The organism is Pseudomonas sp. SH10-3B, assembly GCF_019891415.1.
In the GTDB taxonomy this organism is placed as follows: Bacteria; Pseudomonadota; Gammaproteobacteria; order Pseudomonadales; family Pseudomonadaceae; genus Aquipseudomonas.
In genome coordinates this window covers 61167-79126 of the sequence record NZ_JAFLXD010000017.1, presented here as the reverse complement: position 1 = coordinate 79126, position 17960 = coordinate 61167, and the positions used below count along the sequence as shown (strand labels likewise).

The window sequence follows — 17960 nt, the reverse complement described above, 5'->3', positions numbered from 1 at the left end:
TTTGATCGCGCCGCTAATCCCGGAAAGCTAGTGGGTTAACCGTTCCCTGATAGGAAACGGATCGCAGCCTCGACGACCCCAGAAAACATACATACTGAATGAATGTTTAAATCAAACCTATCATACGCAATGAATGTAAACAATCGCGGGTAGCGATTCAGACGCTCTGGCTTTGAACCACGGCAACCTCGAAGTGCAGCCAACATTGTTGGCTGCTTGGCCTTAGGAAATTGGATAAGAGACTAGAGCACCTATTCGCTGGTGAACCTGCTTGAGACTCACATCGGGATGGGGGGGGTCGAGGAAACTCTACTTATGAAGAGTCGGCCAAATGAGAAGTCGCGGCGAGCTGCTTGCCCATCCACCAGTCCTGCACTTGCCAGACGCCGCCAAAAGCGATGGCAATTGCCAGCACGATCGGGGCCAGGATCTGGCCTGGAGTCATCACGGCACATCCTTGAAGGAGATGTGGTGACCGACGCGCAAAGTCTCTTTGGCCCCCGACGCCCAGGCCGGGGCCTTAGGCATAGTCGTGGCGTAGTAGCACGTGGCGCCGCCGGTTGGATCGGGCGCCACACATGACACCACCTGGTCGGCTGCGCGCTTAGCGTGGGCGAACTGGGCGGCCGGGATCGGCTTTGCGCCGCTCAGGTATACGTAGTTACCTGGCCCGAGTTCAGTCGTTGAGCGCCTTCGAGATCTCCTCAATCTGGAAAAACTCTAACCTAACCAACCTGAAGGGGAAGGTCGGCTTGTTGGTGTACGCCTCTTTGAAGGTGCCATCCCACACTCGGCTATAGGTGCGGGACGCTGGGTCGTAGCTGCTCGGAACTGACCATTTGCGTGCCTTACAACCGACCGTAACGGCAGGGATGCTGCGGAATTGCTCTGCCGAAAACTCTATGTAAAGGAGCGCGGTATTCGGGTAGCGAATCTTCGCGTCGATCACCTCGGTGAAGCCAGCGACCTGCATGGTGTCGGAAATTTTTTTGTTGTTCTGATTGATGGTCAGTCTGGTGATTTTCATCAGCCAGCCGGACGTCGCTTTTGGTAGGTCGATTCGGCGTGTGCGCTCATGAATGCTGGTGGTCTTGCCGTCTACAGCCTCGCTCAAAACTTGCTGATAGGCCCCGCCATCGGTGGCCAATTCGACCTTGTACTCGATGCGATACCCATTGATATTGCCGCTGGCATCCACGAACTGCAGCGCGGGCCACGCGAAACGCACACGAACAGCCGAAAGCTGAGTATTGCTGATAGATCTTATGCGTATGGGAGTTCTGCTTTAACACCGTCGAACTGGACTTCAATTTTCTCAGGATCATAAGCTGCCGACGTAGCAGCAATAGCATCCAGTCTATCGCCGGTTAGCAAAATGTAACAGGCAACCGCGCGCGCCCTAGGAACACAAGTCCCCTTAAGGAAGCGCTGGGCTTACGTGCGTTTTTAGAAGCCCTGGGGGAAAGGCACCAAAAGCAACGGAGAACCCCTTCAACTGATTGCGGAGCATTCCAGGACGGCTATACGAAAGGCCTGTACGAATCGAAGCAACGCGTCGTCCTGCGTCCTGAGCCCCTGAATATTTGACATTGCGCGGCATTGCACCAGCCAAACCAACCTAGTAGGACCATTGGGAAAGAGCACTCGAAACGAAATTTTGCGTTAGGCGCATGCAGTAATGGGAAAAGGCTACTAGGATTTCGATCACACACGGGTGATCGGCAGATTCAAGGCCAGAGGAAAAGCACATGTCTACCTCAACTTACTTAAAGTCAACCTCTTTCATTTGCGCTTTACTTTTTTACACCGGCATTGCGAATGGAGAACTATGCTTTTGCCCCAAAAAGCCTGTGGGAACCGAGTGTAATAACGAGTGTAAGGGCAAAACAGGTGGTGCGGTGTGGCTAGATAGACCTCCGCCGCATGGTACCGGCCCAGTAGCTCCAACATTTCCGGCTCCTGCTGCTCACGAGAAGCTTGACGTTACAGGTCAAGGCAAGGAATCAGAAATAATGAAGCCAGAGAAAAGCTTTAAATTTGAAAGTAAATAACTACATGCCTTGCGGAAGATTAGATTGCAGCAGGTGAGACGAATGGAAAAATGCACGCAATCAGCGATTTTATTTATATCACCCTTTATTCAGACTCTACTTCCTTGGTTAGTTGTGATTGTAATCATTGCAATAGTTACTTCTGGAGCTTATCGACTTATTGTCAAACCGCCATTAAGAGAAGCATATGGATTGATAACTTCATTTATTTCGATTGGCGCACTACTTGGAATTACCGCCGGGGCGTCAAAAACTCCTGTCCTCGGAACTTTTCTCCCCGCTCTCATTACATTGATAACCGCGATCACCGGATATATTTTTACTCGAGACGGCCTTGCAAAATTCCGCCCAATCATTCCATTTTGTTTGGTTGGGATGATGATGGCTACCGTCATAAACCTATTTGCAGGTACATCCATAGCAGAGCAAAGTAGAATATTTGATCGCAGTTACGACGCTTGGCTGTTAGAGCGAAAAATGGTCATAGACGTACAGAAAGAATTCATGCTTATTATGGCGAAAAAAGGAGATTTCACGTCATTTCCTCCTTCAATAATGAATGCCCCTTGCGAGTAAATAATTCCACCTAAAAAACTGCTCCCCATCAGTCTTAAGATACCAATTGCTATTGGTGGTACAGACATCGAACTATTACGGTTAAATCGTGTTCCGATCTGGTGCTTTTACTCAGCCTACGAGACGAGAAATGGACTTTGATTATCGCTACCTCATTGTTTTCATTTTAGCCGCAGGGACATTATATAAGGCCGTCACTATCAGGAAGCTGGTGCAAAAGCTGAATGAAAAAATAGACACTATGGACATGCGACTGCTGGAAATACACATCCAAGTCGAAGAGATTGTTAATCAAGCAACCGCTGCCAAGCAGGTGTCGCTGAACGCATGGGACGATGCGAAGAGTCGACATGTCGAGATCATCGCAGCAGTAAACAATGCAAAGGAGAGGAGATGAAACTCTGGAAGCTGGCTCTGATTCTGATAATCGGAATAGCCATCGGAAGACTCACGGCGCCAGGCGACCCTAACGCAGCGCCCACGTTCGGAGAAACCGGCTACCCTAAAAATTGCCGGGCTGTGATCCAAGCCAACCTCGACGCATGGACGGCCAAGCAATACTCCGCTAACGACATTTTTTTATCTATTGCCAGAAACTGCGGCAGAGCAGGCCAATCCTGGGGTCAATAGCGAGCCCTCCCCTGTCATCCTTATAAATCCCGCTACGTGCGGGCTTGATGTGCGATGAAGTCCATCTCGCTGTACCTGTTGCTAATGGTGATTTGAATGCAGGGAATGATACGTTCAGTCTCCCGCCCGCATGCAGAGATGAAAGCATGGCCTTATCTGAAAAGCGTGATCCGCGCGAGTCGTTCACCAAAAAGCTCGTGCGGATCTGCCAGAGACTCGATGAGCAGGCGGTTCGCACGATCACACACAAACACATTTACCGTGAGTTCACGTGTCAGATTGAAATCACCATGGTCTGGGCAGTGGGGTCCTATGCCCGCGGCGCATTACTTTGCGGCGATCTTGATCTGGTGATTGGATACGAAAAAATTGAAGGTGTACTACCCTCGCCTCGTATTTGGGGTCGGGCCTTCTTTGGATCGCCCGCTCTAGTACGCTACTACTCTGGCAATCCGATTGAAAACACATCTAGCGTCTCATTCTCAGAAGCTGTCCCGATTTGGACTGGCTCAGAATGTGATTGGAAAGCGGCTGTCGCGTCGATTAAACCAGATCCCCAGGCAGGTAGAGCAACGCGCGAAACAGATCCCATTCAACTAAGAGATGACCAACCAGCCTCTCCCGAGGTGGCCTTAGGACTACCACCTGAGCAGGCGGAACTGATCAAAAAGACCCAGGCTCAGGCTATGGAAAATGTTTACAAGATGATGAGCCCCTACACCATCACTGGCGGGGACAAGGCCAAGTCAATTTTGAGGCAGATGCTAGCGGGGCAGGTTCTTAAGTTCAGAACGGTTGGCATCAATCAGGCGGCATCTACCACTGGCGAGGTTGTGCTGGACGAGTCGCTTGCCCAGTCTCTTCGAATAATTGGGATTGACCCGAAATCGTTTTAGATCAAACAAAGAAAAGCCCGCTCAGTGGCGGGCTCCTCACGGCTGACGCGATGCGTCATTCGGGCCCTTGAGCCTTCAGCCTAGCCAAACCCTGTTTGATGTGTCCGGCGTTCTCCCCGATAGTCTGCAGGGCTCCTCAAATGTTTTCGTCGACATGCGCGCCACCTTGCCGCTCAGCCCAAAGTGAAAGCTCCATGATGGCAGCCTCCAGGGCGAGTTGGTTCTCATAGATTCGTTCGAGCGTGTGAGGGAGAGAGTATTCGGGGGATGGCATTGCTTGGTATACAGCAGAGGGAATGGAAAGCATAGCCGCGGGCAAAAAAATGGCCCGCTTATGTGCGGGCCTAATGGGAATTCTTCAAAGGAGTAGGGTCATCTTGCTCCCCGTCGTGTAAATGCCAGGTGAAAAGGATGTCGGAAAAGCAGAAAAGCCCGCGATGGCGGCGGGCTTAAGGGGTGTTCAAGAGGAGATTAAAGACCATACGGAATGAAATCTTGATCGTTGAAATCGGACGTTTTTCCATACCAATAGTAACGATTGCGGTTAAGACTCTTTATGCCACCCAACCCCGAGTTCAAACATTCTCCTTGCCGTCTATGGCTGAACGACCGAGGCAGGTAATGAACTGCTTTTATCACTAAGCGCCTTGATCAGAGACCATGAAAGAACACCTTGCTCATCTCGATAAATATCACTATGAGCGCCTCCCCCAGTGTAGAACGCGTTGTAGGTAATCAAGGCATCCGAATTGATGTAGGTTACCCTTCTACCGAACGTTGGCGGCGGGATAGTTTGCCCCGCGGCATTTGCTTTCACGCAATTTATGAGCGTAGATGGCACGGAGCAGTATTCTAGATAGCTTTCCTCGCTGCCGGCATAGAGGCCCCAGAGAGCTCTTTTGACCGCAGTATCGTTCTTGGAAGAGGTCAGGGCTATGCTCCTTGCACGGGGACACTTGTCGCGTAGAGCTCCGTCTGGGCCTTTATCTAGCAATCTATCGGTCAAGAAAGCCCCCTGATAATTGATCAGCAAATCTACCGTTTGCTTCGATGATCGAGGGCCAGAACCATCAGCTATCACCGGTCCGTCACAAGCAGCCATGGTCGCCGCTCGCGCCCCAAAGCTATGCCCTATCGCTACCACCGGCAAGCTTCCTTTTGCTTGTATGTTGGCTCGAGGAATGGTGTTTCCCAGTAGGACGCCTAACCAGGTTAACCCCACTTCATCGGCGTCTTTTGCTTTTGTCCCGAAGCTTGTCAGTTTATAAATGGGATCAAGCCATGGGCTGTTCCACTGGCTTGGCCATGTCACGCCTATGACGAGCGGATTGAAGGCGCCTGGGCTCCCCTCACTGGCATGCTTAATTCCTCTGATGATCGAGTTGATATTCCTTACCGCTTCCTCTTGTACGGTGTTCCATCCCATGACCACGACAACGATGTGGGTGTAGGCGCGGGACGCGATATCGACATTCAATGCCTGCTGCAGGGCGTTCATCCCCTTCCAGCCTGAGCTGTATGCGTCTTTTGAAGCAATCTCGGGAGGTTGCTCAGGATTACAGTCACGTACCGGCGGAGCTGTGGCGGCTGACCGGTAGTAGGCATCGAACAAGGTGCAGTTCCTTTTGGCGCTGCCGGGAAGCTGATTACGGATGATGTGTGACACAAACATAATCTTGCCTTCGTGAACGGCGGCCTGCTGGTTTCTGACTGTTTTATCTGTACTGTTCGGCTGCTCAAACGTCAGATGCTCCTCTGGCTGAAGAATCTTATCGGGGTCGCCTTTCTCAATCCCGACTATATATCCACCATCTCGGAGTGAAATTTCGTCAGGGTAATAGACAGCCGAATGATAGTGCATGGTGATTGGCCCGGCGGTCCCCAGCTCCCTCTCCGCAGATTCCAGGATTCGGGGCGACCCGTCGCCGAAGCACCCTGATAGCAAGATGGTATTGGCTGTCAGTAAACACTTGATTGCCCTACTCATGATCATAGCCATAGGTACCTTCATCCCAGTCAACTGAGTTCGACGAGAGCGCTTCGCGCCAACTGTAAGGCACCACGGCCAGTCTTCCTCACCATGGAATCTGGAGGTAACGACTGCAATGGAGACCTTCGCAGAAGCGAAACGCTCGAGAATGCTGTCACTTCGAACATAGGTATAGATGAGCCTCTACACCTTGTCGACGCGGCATAGTTCCCATATCACAATTACCATCATGCGCGGGGGCGGAGCTGGAGAGGCGGACAGTGATGTTTGTCTGTCGGATCGTGAGCGCAGGTCAAACACACCTTGCATGATTAGACGGGTGCTCACTTGTGTGGCAACAAGTGATAAATCTGACTCATCAGCTGCTTTGGCAGGCCGAATCCCAGACAAAGAAAAGCCCACGATGGGGAGTGCGGGCTGAAAGGTTTTCACTAGGAGCTGAGGTAATAATAGGAGCTCGACTGTGAAAGGGGCGCGAAGCAGTGGCACTCTAAGTAGTGCACGTCATTTCCGGAAAATTATCTGTTGCCGGTATCCGCTCTCGTTGATCAGGAACGGATACCTGCTCTCATCTATCAGTGAGTGCAATCGCTTTGAGTGGGTAGATTGACTAAAAAGTACCTGGCACTCAGCGGCATCAAAAAATAGTCTGAGGAGTGGTGTCGAAAAATTGAGCTGGGTCTTGTCAATTCTCAGCGAAGCGGTAATTAAATCAAGCTGGTCGGTCATATCTCGGTACAGGTCTATGACCAGTAGGCTCTCGCTCACGGCAGACGAATAGACATGAACGTCACCAGCACCGATAGGTGTGTCTTCGAAGTAGTGGTCGTACAGTTTTGCAATGTCTAGCTCGATTCCAGCGGCGCTCAAAGCGGCTTCTAAATCCGCATTGGGTGAGTGCTCGTCCCCTACCCATGAAACTAAATCGGACATTGATACGCAGATGTCGAACTCATTGGCATAGACGATGGAAGGCATTGGTGGCTGACCCGGATGATGAATTTGGCGGTTACGCCGGCGGCAAGAATCACGACGCTGAGGATAGATTAAAGGTCTGTATCAGTACGTAGTCGCGATCGCCTGGGCCAGCTGTTGGTCAGTCATCAGCGGTGGTGCGTAGGTCGTGTGATAAAAGCGTACTGCCTGTTCAAATTGTGCGCCGCGAATCTCGCCTTTTGAGCCGATGAATGCAAGGGCATCAGCCTTTGCAGGCTTGAAGTTATTTGAGGCCAGCATGGTAAGCCCGGTAGTTCCCGCAACCGTGTAGGTTGGAGCCATTAGTACAGACAACATCGAGTTATTATAGGAGTCATCCGCCCCCTCAGAGGCATGAGCCCCCATCGATAACATTAGGGCTGCTGCCAGAGTCTTCCACGAGTCCATTCTTCGATGCTTCCATTGCGATCTGAGGGCGAAACATAGCAGAGTAAAGCGCTTACTAAAAACAAGAAGTCCGGCGATGGGCTGGGCTCGTTGATGGATGTCTATGCTGTTACCGCCAAGGCACTACGCCTCACAAGCACCCGGGTCTTTGTATGCTTCGCACCAGGCGGCCTTCAGAAGGATTCTGCATTCCGCGTCGTATTTTTCACGTAGCTTGGCAGTGCTAGCTGGCGTCATCGGCCCGGGTGTCTCTTTGTGCAAGTCCACCATTTTCTGCGCAACGTCATCCTGAACCTTCGGGCTATCGCCAGCATGCACCAAAAGTGCATAGAAGGCTTTTGAGGACTGCTTGCGGTTTATGTCGGGCTGGTCACCAGCTACTGAAAGTAATTCGTAGTAGGCCGCGCAGTGGATGTCTCTTTCATTTTGAGATTCGGCTTGGGCGGTTAAGGAAATACTGGTGAACATGGCGAAGAAGGCCAGCGGCATCGGAGATATGCGCATGAAAACGAGTCCATTCGAGAGAGGCGCAGATTTTATCAGCACGGGGGCATAGAGACAAAAAGCCCGGCGCTGGGCCGGGCTTCGTCTAAATCAAGCACTAGTGTGTCCCCGTACCGGGGATGAATGCTATTCAGCTCCTCAATGAAGTCGGGGTAATCCTTGCTCAGCTTCATTATGGTAACGGACGATGCTAGGTGCTCTCTAAGCTTTGGATGCCCTGTATCTGGCGTCAGTCGCTGGAAGAGTTTTCCCTTTTTTTCGGCCTTGGCGTTCTGGCTCTTTAGCTCGGCCAGGAAGCTTGGGGCCAAGCGTTTGCAGACGATGTCGTTAGTAAGAGTACCGAAATATTGCGGACGATATTTCGCGTTTTCAGGAGGATATTGAAGCCCGCGCAGGCGGAATTGCTCGTGATAATCTGCCGGGAATGTGCGAACGTATGGCTGAAGCTGCTTGGCAACAAAGGCTTCAAGTATTTTCGCAAGTGCGTCTTTAGCTCTGTCTTTTTGATAACCGGTAGCTTCATCGACAAGAGCAATAATGCCTACGCGCGCAAAACCTCGAACCAGAATTTCGGCTTGTACTGCGATGTGCTCCAGTTGTTTTTGGAGTCGGCCGCCTTTTCTTGCAGCAAGTATAGTGTCACAAAGATCCGCAATTAGAGTGACGGGGTACCCTGAGGCAACCCCCACGCCTCCGCTGTGAGTGAATTTAATTGGATTCTCGATCAGCGCCATTAACTCTTTGTTTACATAGGGCGAAATCAATTTTCCCTGCACAAACCCTGTCAGTCGGTCAGCACCACTTGCGCGAGAACCAAACTTCATTCCCAGCCCTAAGACAATACCGCGCTGAGATATCACGCGAGGGCCATCATCAAGCACATAACAAGGAATTTCGATGTCCCCAATACGAAGGGGGTGATCGCTTGACCCGTGAGTTGCCTTAGGTAATCGACTTGCTTCTGACTTCGCTTGAGCTGCCTTCTTCGCGATGTCTCTGCACCTTTACAAGAAAGCCGGAAAGGATGGGCAGAAGATCGCAGGCCATGCGAGCGAGGGCATGACGAAGAACTACCAGCGAGGCCATGAGGAAATCATCTTGTCCGAGGCAATTCCGGACCTGAATATCAGCGAAATCACCGGGTAGTTTTGCGCCAGTTTTGCGCAGGCACAAAAAAGCCGATCTATGTGATCGGCTTAAGAGTCTGATTTTACTCAGGAATAATGGTCGGGACGGAGTGATTCGAACACTCGACCCCTAGCACCCCATGCTAGTGCGCTACCGGACTGCGCTACGCCCCGACTAGGCGTGTTACTGGGTTCGCTTCGTAACGAAGCGATCAGGAATATACCGCAAGCTTTTGAAATGTGGAAGTATTTTAAAAGCCTGTATCACTTCTTCAAAACCACCAGCACATCTTCGAGTTCGGAAATCATCTGGCGGATCAGTTGCTTGTATTGGGTTGTGTCGTCTTTGGCTTCATCACCGGACATACGCTGGCGCGCGCCGCTGATGGTAAAGCCCTGGTCATACAGCAACGCACGGATCTGTCGGATCATCAGCACATCCTGGCGCTGATAATACCGACGGTTCCCAGTACGTTTGACGGGGTTGAGTTGAGGAAACTCCTGCTCCCAATAGCGCAGCACGTGCGGTTTTACCGCACAGAGCTCGCTGACTTCACCAATGGTGAAGTAGCGTTTGCCAGGGATGACGGGTAGCTCGTCGTTATGACTTGGTTCCAGCATAAGCCTCAACTCGGGCCTTCAACTTCTGCCCTGGACGAAAGGTGACCACACGGCGAGCCGTGATCGGGATTTCTTCTCCCGTTTTTGGATTGCGGCCAGGCCGCTGGCGTTTGTCCCGCAGGTCAAAATTGCCGAAACCCGACAATTTGACCTGTTCGTTGTCTTCCAGAGCGTGCCTGATCTCTTCAAAAAACAGCTCGACCAATTCCTTGGCCTCGCGCTTGTTCAGACCCAACTCTTCGTACAGACGTTCCGCCATCTCAGCTTTCGTCAAAGCCCCCATACGTCACTTCCTTAACGTGGCGTTCAACCTTTGTTCGAGCGAGGTGAGGATATTTTGTGTCGTGGTATTCACCTCATCGTCATTAAGAGTGCGCGATGGATGCTGCCAGGTCAAGCCAACTGCAAGGCTTTTTCTATGCGGATCAATGCCTTTACCCTGATAGACGTCAAATAGCCTGAGGTCTGTCAGCCATTCCCCTGCATTTTCACGGATTACATCCAAAACGGCAGTGGCGGCGACTTCACGATCAGCGATCAGGGCCAGGTCGCGACGCACTTCAGGGAAGCGCGACAACTCGCTGAATTTAGGCATCTTGCCCGAGGCCACTTCGGCCAGGACCAGTTCGAAGACGAAGACCGGGCGGTCGAGCCCAAGGATTTTCGACAGCTCTGGGTGAATGGCTCCGACGAAGCCCACCAGGCGACCTTCGCGCTCGATGCGCGCAGTCTGGCCTGGGTGTAACGCCGGGTGGCTGCCTGGCACGAATGTGAAGTCGTCCAGTGCACCGGCAAAGCCCAAGACCGCTTCCACGTCAGCTTTAACGTCGAAGAAGTCTACGGCGTCGCGACCTTGCGCCCAGCCTTCTGGCAAGCGGCTACCGCAAACAACCCCGGCCAGCATTGGCTCTTGCTTCAGGCCGTCGAGCTGACCGACAAACCGCAGGCCGCTTTCAAACATGCGCACGCGGTCTTGCTGGCGATTCAGGTTATGGGAAAGGGCTTTCACCAGACCCGGCCACAGCGACGAACGCATGGCGGCCATGTCGTTAGAGATCGGGTTGGCCAGCAGCAGCGGTTCGACGCCCGGGTTGAACAGTTCGAATTGCTTCGGATCGATGAAGCTGTAGGTCACCGCTTCCTGATAACCACGGGCAACCAGCAGACGACGCAGCTCAGGCAAGTGCGCACGCGCTTCAGCCTTGGGTTGCGGCGCCAGACGTGCTTGCGGGTAACGAACCGGCAGGCGGTTGTAACCGTACAGGCGAGCCAACTCTTCGATCAGATCGACTTCCAGACTGATATCGAAGCGATGGCTTGGCACTTCAACGTGCCACTGCCCTTCCCCACTCACAGAAATGGTCAGGCCGAGGGCCGACAACAGTTGCTCGATTTCAGCCGGCACTATGACGAGGCCGAGCATTTGCTCGACGCTTTTGGCGCGCAGGGTGATCGGCGCAACGGACGGCAGATGCTGTTCGCTGACAGTCTCGGTGATCGGGCCAGCTTCGCCACCGGTGATTTCCAGCAGCAGGCCAGTGGCGCGCTCCATGGCCTCACGGGCGAGCTTCCAGTCCACGCCACGCTCGTAGCGGTGCGAAGCATCAGTGTGCAGGCCGTAGGAGCGGGCCTTGCCAGCGATGGCAATCTGGTCGAAGAACGCACTTTCAATGAATATGTCACGAGTGGTCTCCGACACACCGCTGTGCTCGCCACCCATCACACCAGCAATCGCCAGGGCGCGGGAATGGTCAGCGATCACCAGGGTGTCGGCGCGCAGGCTGACTTCCTGGCCGTCGAGCAATACAAGCTTCTCGCCTTCTTCGGCCATGCGCACACGGATGCCGCCATTGATTTCGGCGAGATCGAAAGCGTGCAGCGGCTGGCCCAGCTCAAGCATCACGTAGTTGGTGATGTCGACGGCAGCGTCGATGCTACGCACGTCGGCGCGGCGCAGACGCTCAACCATCCACAGCGGGGTTGGCTTGGACAGGTCAACGTTGCGGATCACGCGCCCCAGGTAACGTGGGCAGGCGTTTGGTGCCAGTACTTCGATCGGACGCACTTCATCGTGCACCGCAGCCACTGCGGCAACCACTGGACGAGTGACTGGCGTGTTGTACAACGCGCCCACTTCACGTGCCAGGCCGGCCAGGGACAGGCAGTCGCCACGGTTCGGGGTCAGGTCGACCTCGATACTGGCGTCTTCCAGCTCCAGGTAGACACGAATGTCCTGGCCCACAGGTGCATCGGCCGGCAGCTCCATCAGGCCATCATTGCCCTCGCCTACTTGCAACTCCGCCTGGGAGCACAGCATGCCGTTGGACTCGACACCGCGCAGCTTGGCTTTCTTGATCTTGAAGTCGCCCGGCAGTTCGGCGCCGATCATGGCGAACGGGATCTTCAGGCCAGGGCGCACGTTAGGCGCTCCGCACACGACCTGGAAGGTTTCCGTGCCATTGCTGACCTGGCACACACGCAATTTGTCGGCATCGGGGTGTTGCTCGGTGCTCAGCACCTCACCCACGACTACGCCACTGAAAACACCGGCGGCCGGCGTAACGCTATCGACCTCAAGACCGGCCATCGACAAACGCGCAACCAGCGCGTCGCGATCTACCTGCGGGCTTACCCAGCCGCGCAGCCATTGTTCACTGAATTTCATCCTGCTCTCCTAAAGATTCGTTACGACTAGCGAAATTGCGCGAGGAACCGCAAGTCGTTGTCGAAGAACAGACGCAAGTCGTTTACGCCGTAACGCAGCATGGCCAGGCGCTCAACGCCCATGCCGAAGGCAAAGCCCGAGAACTCTTCCGGATCGATCCCGGACATACGCAGCACGTTGGGGTGAACCATGCCGCAGCCCATCACTTCCAGCCAGCCGGTCTGTTTGCAGACGCGGCAGCCTTTACCGCTGCACATCACGCACTCCATGTCGACTTCTGCGGACGGCTCGGTGAACGGGAAGAATGATGGACGGAAACGCACCGCCAGCTCTTTCTCGAAGAACACTCGCAGGAACTCTTCGATGGTGCCCTTGAGGTCGGCGAAGTTGATGTCGCGATCAACCAACAGGCCTTCGACCTGGTGGAACATCGGCGAGTGGGTGATATCGGAGTCGCTGCGGTACACACGGCCTGGGCAGACAATGCGGATCGGCGGCTTGTTCGCTTCCATGGTGCGGACCTGTACCGGCGAGGTATGGGTGCGCAACAGCATGTTTGCGTTGAAATAGAAGGTGTCGTGCATCGACCGGGCCGGGTGATGGCCTGGGATGTTGAGCGCCTCGAAGTTGTGATAATCGTCTTCGACCTCAGGGCCTTCGGCAATGCCGTAGCCGATATGGGTGAAGAACTGCTCGATACGTTCCAGAGTCCGGGTGATCGGATGCAGACCGCCCGAGGCCTGGCCACGGCCAGGCAAGGTCACATCAATGGACTCGGCGGCGAGCTTGGCCGCAAGATCGGCCTCCTCGAGCGACGCCTTGCGCGCATTGAGCACCTCTGTGACACGCTCCTTGGCGACGTTGATCAGCGCACCGACTTGCGGGCGCTCTTCAGCTGGCAAATTCCCCAGGGTCTTCATCACCTGAGTCAATTCACCCTTTTTGCCAAGGTAGTGAACCCGGATTTGCTCCAGGGCATTGATATCTTCAGCGCTTTGCACAGCCTCAAGAGCTTGAGCGACGAGCGCGTCCAGGTTTTCCATGTACAGACTCCAGATACAAAATAGGGGAAGAGCTTGAAGGCTCTTCCCCTATTTATGACGTTTACCACCTTGGGCTACAGGAGCAGCCCAGGGTGACTGTCGGGGGTACTTAAGCCAAGGTGGCTTTAGCTTTCTCGACAATCGCAGCAAACACCGCTTTTTCGTTCACGGCCAGTTCAGCCAGAACCTTACGGTCGATTTCGATGGACGCTTTTTTCAGGCCAGCGATGAAACGGCTGTAGGACAGACCGTTAACACGTGCACCAGCGTTGATACGAGCGATCCACAGAGCGCGGAACTGACGTTTTTTCTGACGACGGTCGCGGTAGGCGTATTGGCCTGCCTTGATTACCGCTTGCTTGGCAACACGGAATACGCGTGAACGCGCGCCGTAGTAGCCTTTAGCGAGTTTCAGAATTTTTTTGTGACGTTTACGGGCAATGACGCCACGCTTTACACGAGCCATGAGTTACTTCCTCTATTCTTGATCCAAAATTAACGAAGGCGCAGCATGCGCTCGACTTTTGCCACGTCAGACGGATGCAGCAAGCTGCTACCGCGCAGTTGACGCTTACGCTTGGTCGACATTTTGGTCAGGATGTGGCTCTTGAAAGCGTGCTTGTGCTTGATACCGTTAGCAGTTTTCAGAAACCGCTTAGCAGCACCACTTTTAGTCTTCATCTTTGGCATGTTCGGATACTCCGCATTCAGTTGATAAACATAATCAGAAGGCCTGCCGTGCCCTGTTGATTACTTCTTCTTTTTCGGGGCGATGACCATGATCAGCTGGCGTCCTTCCATCTTAGGATGCTGTTCGACCGAACCGTACTCAAGCAGGTCAGCTTCAACCCGTTTGAGGAGTTCCATCCCCAGCTCCTGGTGGGCCATCTCACGGCCGCGGAATCGCAAGGATACCTTGGCCCTGTCCCCATCACTCAGGAAACGTACCAGGTTGCGCAGTTTTACCTGGTAATCCCCTTCCTCCGTCCCTGGACGAAACTTGATTTCTTTTACTTGAATCTGCTTCTGGTTCTTCTTCGCCGCGGCAACCTGCTTCTTCTTTTCGAAGATCGACTTGCCGTAGTCCATCACCCGGCAAACGGGTGGGATTGCATCGGCGGAGATTTCCACCAGGTCCAACTTGGACTCTTCTGCAATACGAAGCGCTTCATCAATCGAGACGATGCCAATCTGCTCGCCGTCAGCGCCAATTAACCGAACCTCGCGTGCCGAGATATTCTCGTTGATCGGGGCTTTCGGTGCAGCTCGTTTATCTTGTCTCATTTCACGCTTAATAATAATTACTCCGAATCTGGGCGACCACGCCGGGAAACCGCTTGCGCGAGGAACTCAGCGAACTGGGCGACGGGCATCGAGCCCAGGTCAGCACCTTCACGAGTACGCACAGCGACAGTCTGCATCTCGACTTCCCGATCTCCGATAACCAAAAGATAGGGAACCTTGAGCAAAGTATGCTCGCGGATTTTAAAGCCGATCTTTTCATTTCTCAAGTCGGACTTGGCACGAAATCCGCTTTCGTTGAGAGTTTTTTCAACTTCAGCGGCAAAATCTGCCTGTTTATCAGTGATATTCATGATCACTGCCTGAGTCGGAGCCAGCCACGCAGGGAACGCGCCCTCGTAGTGCTCGATCAGGATCCCGACGAACCGTTCGAACGAGCCGAGGATCGCCCGGTGCAGCATAACCGGGTGTTTACGGCTGTTGTCTTCGGAGACGTATTCGGCTCCCAAACGGATCGGCAGGTTAAAATCGAGCTGCAAGGTACCACATTGCCAGACACGACCAAGGCAATCTTTCAATGAGAATTCGATCTTCGGCCCGTAGAAGGCACCCTCGCCCGGCTGCAAGTCGTACGCAAGGCCCGCACTGTCTAGCGCTGCGGCCAGTGCCGCTTCGGCGCGATCCCACAGTTCGTCGGAACCGACGCGTTTTTCCGGACGAGTGGACAGCTTCATCTCGACTTCGGTAAAGCCGAAATCGCGATAAACGTCCATGGTCAGCTTGATGAACGCGGCGGATTCGGCCTGCATCTGCTCTTCGGTGCAGAAAATGTGGGCGTCGTCCTGGGTGAAGCCGCGCACGCGCATGATGCCGTGCAGCGCACCCGATGGCTCGTTACGATGGCAGGCACCGAACTCGGCCAGGCGCATCGGCAACTCGCGGTAGCTCTTCAGGCCTTGATTGAACACTTGCACGTGGCAAGGGCAGTTCATCGGCTTGATGGCGTAGTCGCGGTTTTCCGACTGGGTGGTGAACATGTTGTCGGCGTAGTTGGCCCAGTGCCCGGATTTCTCCCACAGGCTGCGATCAACCACCTGTGGGGTCTTGATCTCCAGGTAACCGTTGTCGCGCTGAACCTTGCGCATGTATTGCTCAAGCACTTGATACAGGGTACAGCCGTTCGGATGCCAGAACACCATGCCCGGCGCTTCTTCCTGAAGGTGGAACAGGTTCAGGCGCTTGCCGATCTTGCGGTGATCGCGCTTTTCGGCTTCTTCGATGCGCTGGATATAGGCGGCCAGTTGCTTCTTGTCAGCCCAGGCAGTGCCGTAGATCCGTTGCAGCTGCTCGTTCTTCGCGTCGCCGCGCCAATAGGCACCGGACAACTTAGTCAGCTTGAACGATTTGAGGAAGCGTGTGTTCGGCACGTGCGGACCACGGCACATGTCGACGTATTCTTCGTGGTAGTACAGGCCCATGGCCTGTTCGTCCGGCATGTCTTCCACCAGACGTAGCTTGTAGTCCTCACCGCGCGCGGTGAACACGTCAATCACTTCGGCGCGCGGAGTGACCTTCTTGATGACGTCGTAATCTTTTTCGATCAGTGCGTGCATGCGCTGTTCGATGGCAGCCAGATCGTCCGGAGTGAAAGGACGTTCGTAGGCAATGTCGTAATAAAAGCCTTCGTCGATGACCGGGCCGATCACCATTTTCGCCGTTGGGTACAGCTGTTTGACCGCGTGGCCAATCAGATGCGCGCAAGAGTGGCGAATGATCTCCAGCCCCTCTTGATCCTTGGGCGTGATGATTTGCAGGCTGGCATCGGAGGTGATCAGGTCGCTGGCGTCAACCAGCTTGCCATCGACCTTGCCGGCCACGGTGGCCTTGGCCAGGCCAGCACCAATGGATGCGGCGACCTCGGCTACGGAAACCGAATGATCGAATGAGCGTTGACTGCCGTCGGGAAGAGTAATAGTTGGCATGGCGCCTCCTCTCCTAGTGGTGACCCCTACCAAAGGTCACGTGGGTTGGGATGAGCCAGTACAAGATCCAACACCAGGCCGTTCAGTGATGAACGCCTGCCTTACAGCGGCAGGAGCCTTTCGGCCAACCGATAATCGAACCACAGTGACTGGAGTGAGCTAAAAAGAAACATGGCAGGGCGGCAACTGGCGCACCCGGAATTAGCCAAGCGCAAGATGCTAGCACAGATGAACGGTCATCGCGCCGACCACACCTGCCGTAAACACAAATTCCAGCCTTTATAGCTGCAAAAGTGAACTTGGGCTGTACGCCATGCCTCAAACCCACTGAGAATCGCCGTTCGTCCCCGACCCAAAGGAGCATCCCATGATGCGTTTTACCTCTACCCTCGCTCTTGCCGCTACCCTGAGCCTCCTTTCCCTCGGCGCACAGGCCGCCGCCCCGTCCAACTGGCCAGCCGGCGCCCGCGACAGTTTCGTCAGCGACTGCAGCGCAGCCGCCAGCCAGAACGTGGACGTCAAAACCGCCAAAGCCCATTGCGAATGCGGCGCTGACAAGATCAACGCTGAATTGAGCACTGCTGAAATCAAGGAACTCATGACCAACCAGAACGCCAGCCCGGAGCTTAAAAACAAAGCGGTCGCGGCTATTTCGTCCTGCAAAGTCGTGAAGAAAAAGTAAGATCGGCCCCTGATCAGACGGCCGTTTTACCGGAAAAACAGCCCGAAAACTGCCATTTCTCACAAATTACACAGCTTTTACGGCTTTTTTTACCAGCTGATATTTCGTGCAAAAGCCCCGTAGATCGGGGCTTTCAGCCGAATCAAGCACTGAACGCAACGCTATTGATTAGCAAACAATGCCTTGGGGGGGCTCCCAAGCCGAGCATTTCGACTATGATAGCCCAGTGTGCCCAGTTGGCCTGAGCAGCACAGTACTACTGAAAATATATGTTTCTTGGAGATACACCATGTCTAATCGCCAATCCGGCACCGTTAAATGGTTCAACGATGAAAAAGGCTTCGGCTTCATCACTCCTCAAGGTGGCGGTGACGACCTGTTCGTACACTTCAAAGCTATCGAAAGCGACGGTTTCAAAAGCCTGAAAGAAGGCCAAACCGTTTCCTTCGTGGCTGAGAAAGGCCAAAAGGGTATGCAAGCTGCACAGGTTCGCCCAGAGTAATTCTGTGCTGAGCTAAAAAAACCCCGTCCATGTGACGGGGTTTTTTATGGGCGCTGCAAAAACCTG

At 53.9% G+C, this 17960-nt stretch carries 20 protein-coding genes, 1 tRNA gene and 4 pseudogenes; 7 read left to right on the top strand and 18 right to left on the bottom strand.

Features of this window, described 5'->3' with window-relative positions:
- Positions 1-313: 313 nt before the first annotated feature.
- From J1G35_RS15180 to J1G35_RS15170, 3 genes and pseudogenes are all read right to left on the bottom strand, one after another.
- Entirely contained in the window at positions 314-445 is a 132-nt protein-coding gene (locus J1G35_RS15180; RefSeq protein ID WP_262417298.1) for a hypothetical protein, read from the bottom strand.
- Positions 445-663, bottom strand: a pseudogene (locus J1G35_RS15175) (cell wall hydrolase); the annotation flags it as partial. The gene J1G35_RS15180 and the pseudogene J1G35_RS15175, both read right to left, overlap by 1 nt.
- Positions 664-754: 91 nt before the next feature.
- A pseudogene (locus J1G35_RS15170) lies at positions 755-1267 on the bottom strand (host specificity protein); the annotation flags it as partial.
- Between the two features lie 481 nt (positions 1268-1748).
- Here J1G35_RS15170 and J1G35_RS15165 point away from each other — a divergent pair.
- From J1G35_RS15165 to J1G35_RS30955, 4 genes are all read left to right on the top strand, one after another.
- Positions 1749-2051, top strand: coding sequence for a hypothetical protein (locus J1G35_RS15165; RefSeq protein ID WP_223015319.1), 303 nt, complete (start codon positions 1749-1751; stop codon positions 2049-2051).
- A 42-nt stretch (positions 2052-2093) separates the two neighbouring features.
- Complete coding sequence (locus tag J1G35_RS15160) at positions 2094-2627, top strand: hypothetical protein (RefSeq protein WP_223015318.1); 534 nt, start codon at positions 2094-2096, stop codon at positions 2625-2627.
- Between the two features lie 130 nt (positions 2628-2757).
- Positions 2758-3024 carry a hypothetical protein gene (locus J1G35_RS15155; RefSeq protein ID WP_223015317.1) on the top strand — a complete coding sequence of 89 codons (267 nt, stop codon included), beginning with the start codon at positions 2758-2760 and terminating at the stop codon, positions 3022-3024.
- A gap of 379 nt (positions 3025-3403) precedes the next feature.
- Positions 3404-4153: a hypothetical protein gene (locus J1G35_RS30955; RefSeq protein WP_262417297.1), complete on the top strand. Its 750-nt coding sequence runs from the start codon at positions 3404-3406 to the stop codon at positions 4151-4153.
- 55 nt (positions 4154-4208) lie between these two features.
- On the opposite strand, the pseudogene J1G35_RS30950 reads toward J1G35_RS30955, so the two are convergent.
- The 6 genes and pseudogenes from J1G35_RS30950 to J1G35_RS15125 all read right to left on the bottom strand — a co-directional run bounded on the left by J1G35_RS30950 (position 4209) and on the right by J1G35_RS15125 (position 8854).
- Positions 4209-4427 (bottom strand): annotated as a pseudogene (locus J1G35_RS30950) (hypothetical protein).
- A 321-nt stretch (positions 4428-4748) separates the two neighbouring features.
- Positions 4749-6014 (bottom strand): alpha/beta hydrolase, encoded by a 1266-nt coding sequence (locus J1G35_RS15145; RefSeq protein WP_223015316.1) that lies wholly within the window; start codon positions 6012-6014, stop codon positions 4749-4751.
- Between the two features lie 633 nt (positions 6015-6647).
- Positions 6648-7121, bottom strand: a complete 474-nt coding sequence (locus tag J1G35_RS15140) for a hypothetical protein (RefSeq protein WP_223015315.1) — start codon at positions 7119-7121, stop codon at positions 6648-6650.
- A gap of 81 nt (positions 7122-7202) precedes the next feature.
- On the bottom strand, positions 7203-7526 hold the full coding sequence (locus tag J1G35_RS15135; protein WP_223015314.1) for a DUF2388 domain-containing protein: 324 nt from the start codon (positions 7524-7526) through the stop codon (positions 7203-7205).
- Positions 7527-7649: 123 nt separating this feature from the next.
- Positions 7650-8030, bottom strand: a complete 381-nt coding sequence (locus J1G35_RS15130; protein ID WP_223015313.1) for a hypothetical protein — start codon at positions 8028-8030, stop codon at positions 7650-7652.
- Between the two features lie 35 nt (positions 8031-8065).
- Positions 8066-8854, bottom strand: a complete 789-nt coding sequence (locus J1G35_RS15125; RefSeq protein WP_223015312.1) for a P63C domain-containing protein — start codon at positions 8852-8854, stop codon at positions 8066-8068.
- A 163-nt stretch (positions 8855-9017) separates the two neighbouring features.
- Between J1G35_RS15125 and J1G35_RS15120 the strand changes: the two are divergent.
- Positions 9018-9176 (top strand): annotated as a pseudogene (locus J1G35_RS15120) (integrase); the annotation flags it as partial.
- Positions 9177-9254: 78 nt separating this feature from the next.
- Here J1G35_RS15120 and J1G35_RS15115 read toward each other — a convergent pair.
- The 9 genes from J1G35_RS15115 to thrS all read right to left on the bottom strand — a co-directional run bounded on the left by J1G35_RS15115 (position 9255) and on the right by thrS (position 16710).
- Positions 9255-9331: transfer RNA gene (locus J1G35_RS15115), tRNA-Pro, on the bottom strand.
- Positions 9332-9421: 90 nt separating this feature from the next.
- Positions 9422-9778, bottom strand: a complete 357-nt coding sequence (locus tag J1G35_RS15110; RefSeq protein WP_003174972.1) for a MerR family transcriptional regulator — start codon at positions 9776-9778, stop codon at positions 9422-9424.
- The gene (ihfA, locus tag J1G35_RS15105) at positions 9759-10061 is read right to left on the bottom strand and encodes an integration host factor subunit alpha (protein WP_002553164.1); all 303 of its coding nucleotides are present in this window, start codon (positions 10059-10061) and stop codon (positions 9759-9761) included. The genes J1G35_RS15110 and ihfA overlap by 20 nt, the downstream gene beginning before the upstream one ends.
- Positions 10062-10064: 3 nt before the next feature.
- The gene (gene pheT / locus J1G35_RS15100) at positions 10065-12443 is read right to left on the bottom strand and encodes a phenylalanine--tRNA ligase subunit beta (protein WP_223015311.1); all 2379 of its coding nucleotides are present in this window, start codon (positions 12441-12443) and stop codon (positions 10065-10067) included.
- A 26-nt stretch (positions 12444-12469) separates the two neighbouring features.
- The gene (gene pheS / locus J1G35_RS15095; RefSeq protein ID WP_034099107.1) at positions 12470-13486 is read right to left on the bottom strand and encodes a phenylalanine--tRNA ligase subunit alpha; all 1017 of its coding nucleotides are present in this window, start codon (positions 13484-13486) and stop codon (positions 12470-12472) included.
- 109 nt (positions 13487-13595) lie between these two features.
- Positions 13596-13952 carry a 50S ribosomal protein L20 gene (gene rplT / locus J1G35_RS15090; RefSeq protein WP_003174975.1) on the bottom strand — a complete coding sequence of 119 codons (357 nt, stop codon included), beginning with the start codon at positions 13950-13952 and terminating at the stop codon, positions 13596-13598.
- A 29-nt stretch (positions 13953-13981) separates the two neighbouring features.
- The gene (gene rpmI, locus J1G35_RS15085; RefSeq protein WP_002553160.1) at positions 13982-14176 is read right to left on the bottom strand and encodes a 50S ribosomal protein L35; all 195 of its coding nucleotides are present in this window, start codon (positions 14174-14176) and stop codon (positions 13982-13984) included.
- 60 nt (positions 14177-14236) lie between these two features.
- Positions 14237-14788 carry a translation initiation factor IF-3 gene (infC, locus tag J1G35_RS15080; RefSeq protein WP_015884933.1) on the bottom strand — a complete coding sequence of 184 codons (552 nt, stop codon included), beginning with the start codon at positions 14786-14788 and terminating at the stop codon, positions 14237-14239.
- Positions 14788-16710, bottom strand: a complete 1923-nt coding sequence (thrS, locus tag J1G35_RS15075; RefSeq protein ID WP_223015310.1) for a threonine--tRNA ligase — start codon at positions 16708-16710, stop codon at positions 14788-14790. The genes infC and thrS overlap by 1 nt, the downstream gene beginning before the upstream one ends.
- A 367-nt stretch (positions 16711-17077) precedes the next feature.
- Here thrS and J1G35_RS15070 point away from each other — a divergent pair, with 367 nt between their 5' ends.
- Together J1G35_RS15070 and J1G35_RS15065 are read left to right on the top strand one after the other, a co-directional pair.
- Positions 17078-17392, top strand: a complete 315-nt coding sequence (locus J1G35_RS15070; RefSeq protein WP_082340908.1) for a hypothetical protein — start codon at positions 17078-17080, stop codon at positions 17390-17392.
- A 289-nt stretch (positions 17393-17681) separates the two neighbouring features.
- Positions 17682-17894 carry a cold-shock protein gene (locus tag J1G35_RS15065; RefSeq protein ID WP_032631434.1) on the top strand — a complete coding sequence of 71 codons (213 nt, stop codon included), beginning with the start codon at positions 17682-17684 and terminating at the stop codon, positions 17892-17894.
- Positions 17895-17960: the final 66 nt, after the last annotated feature.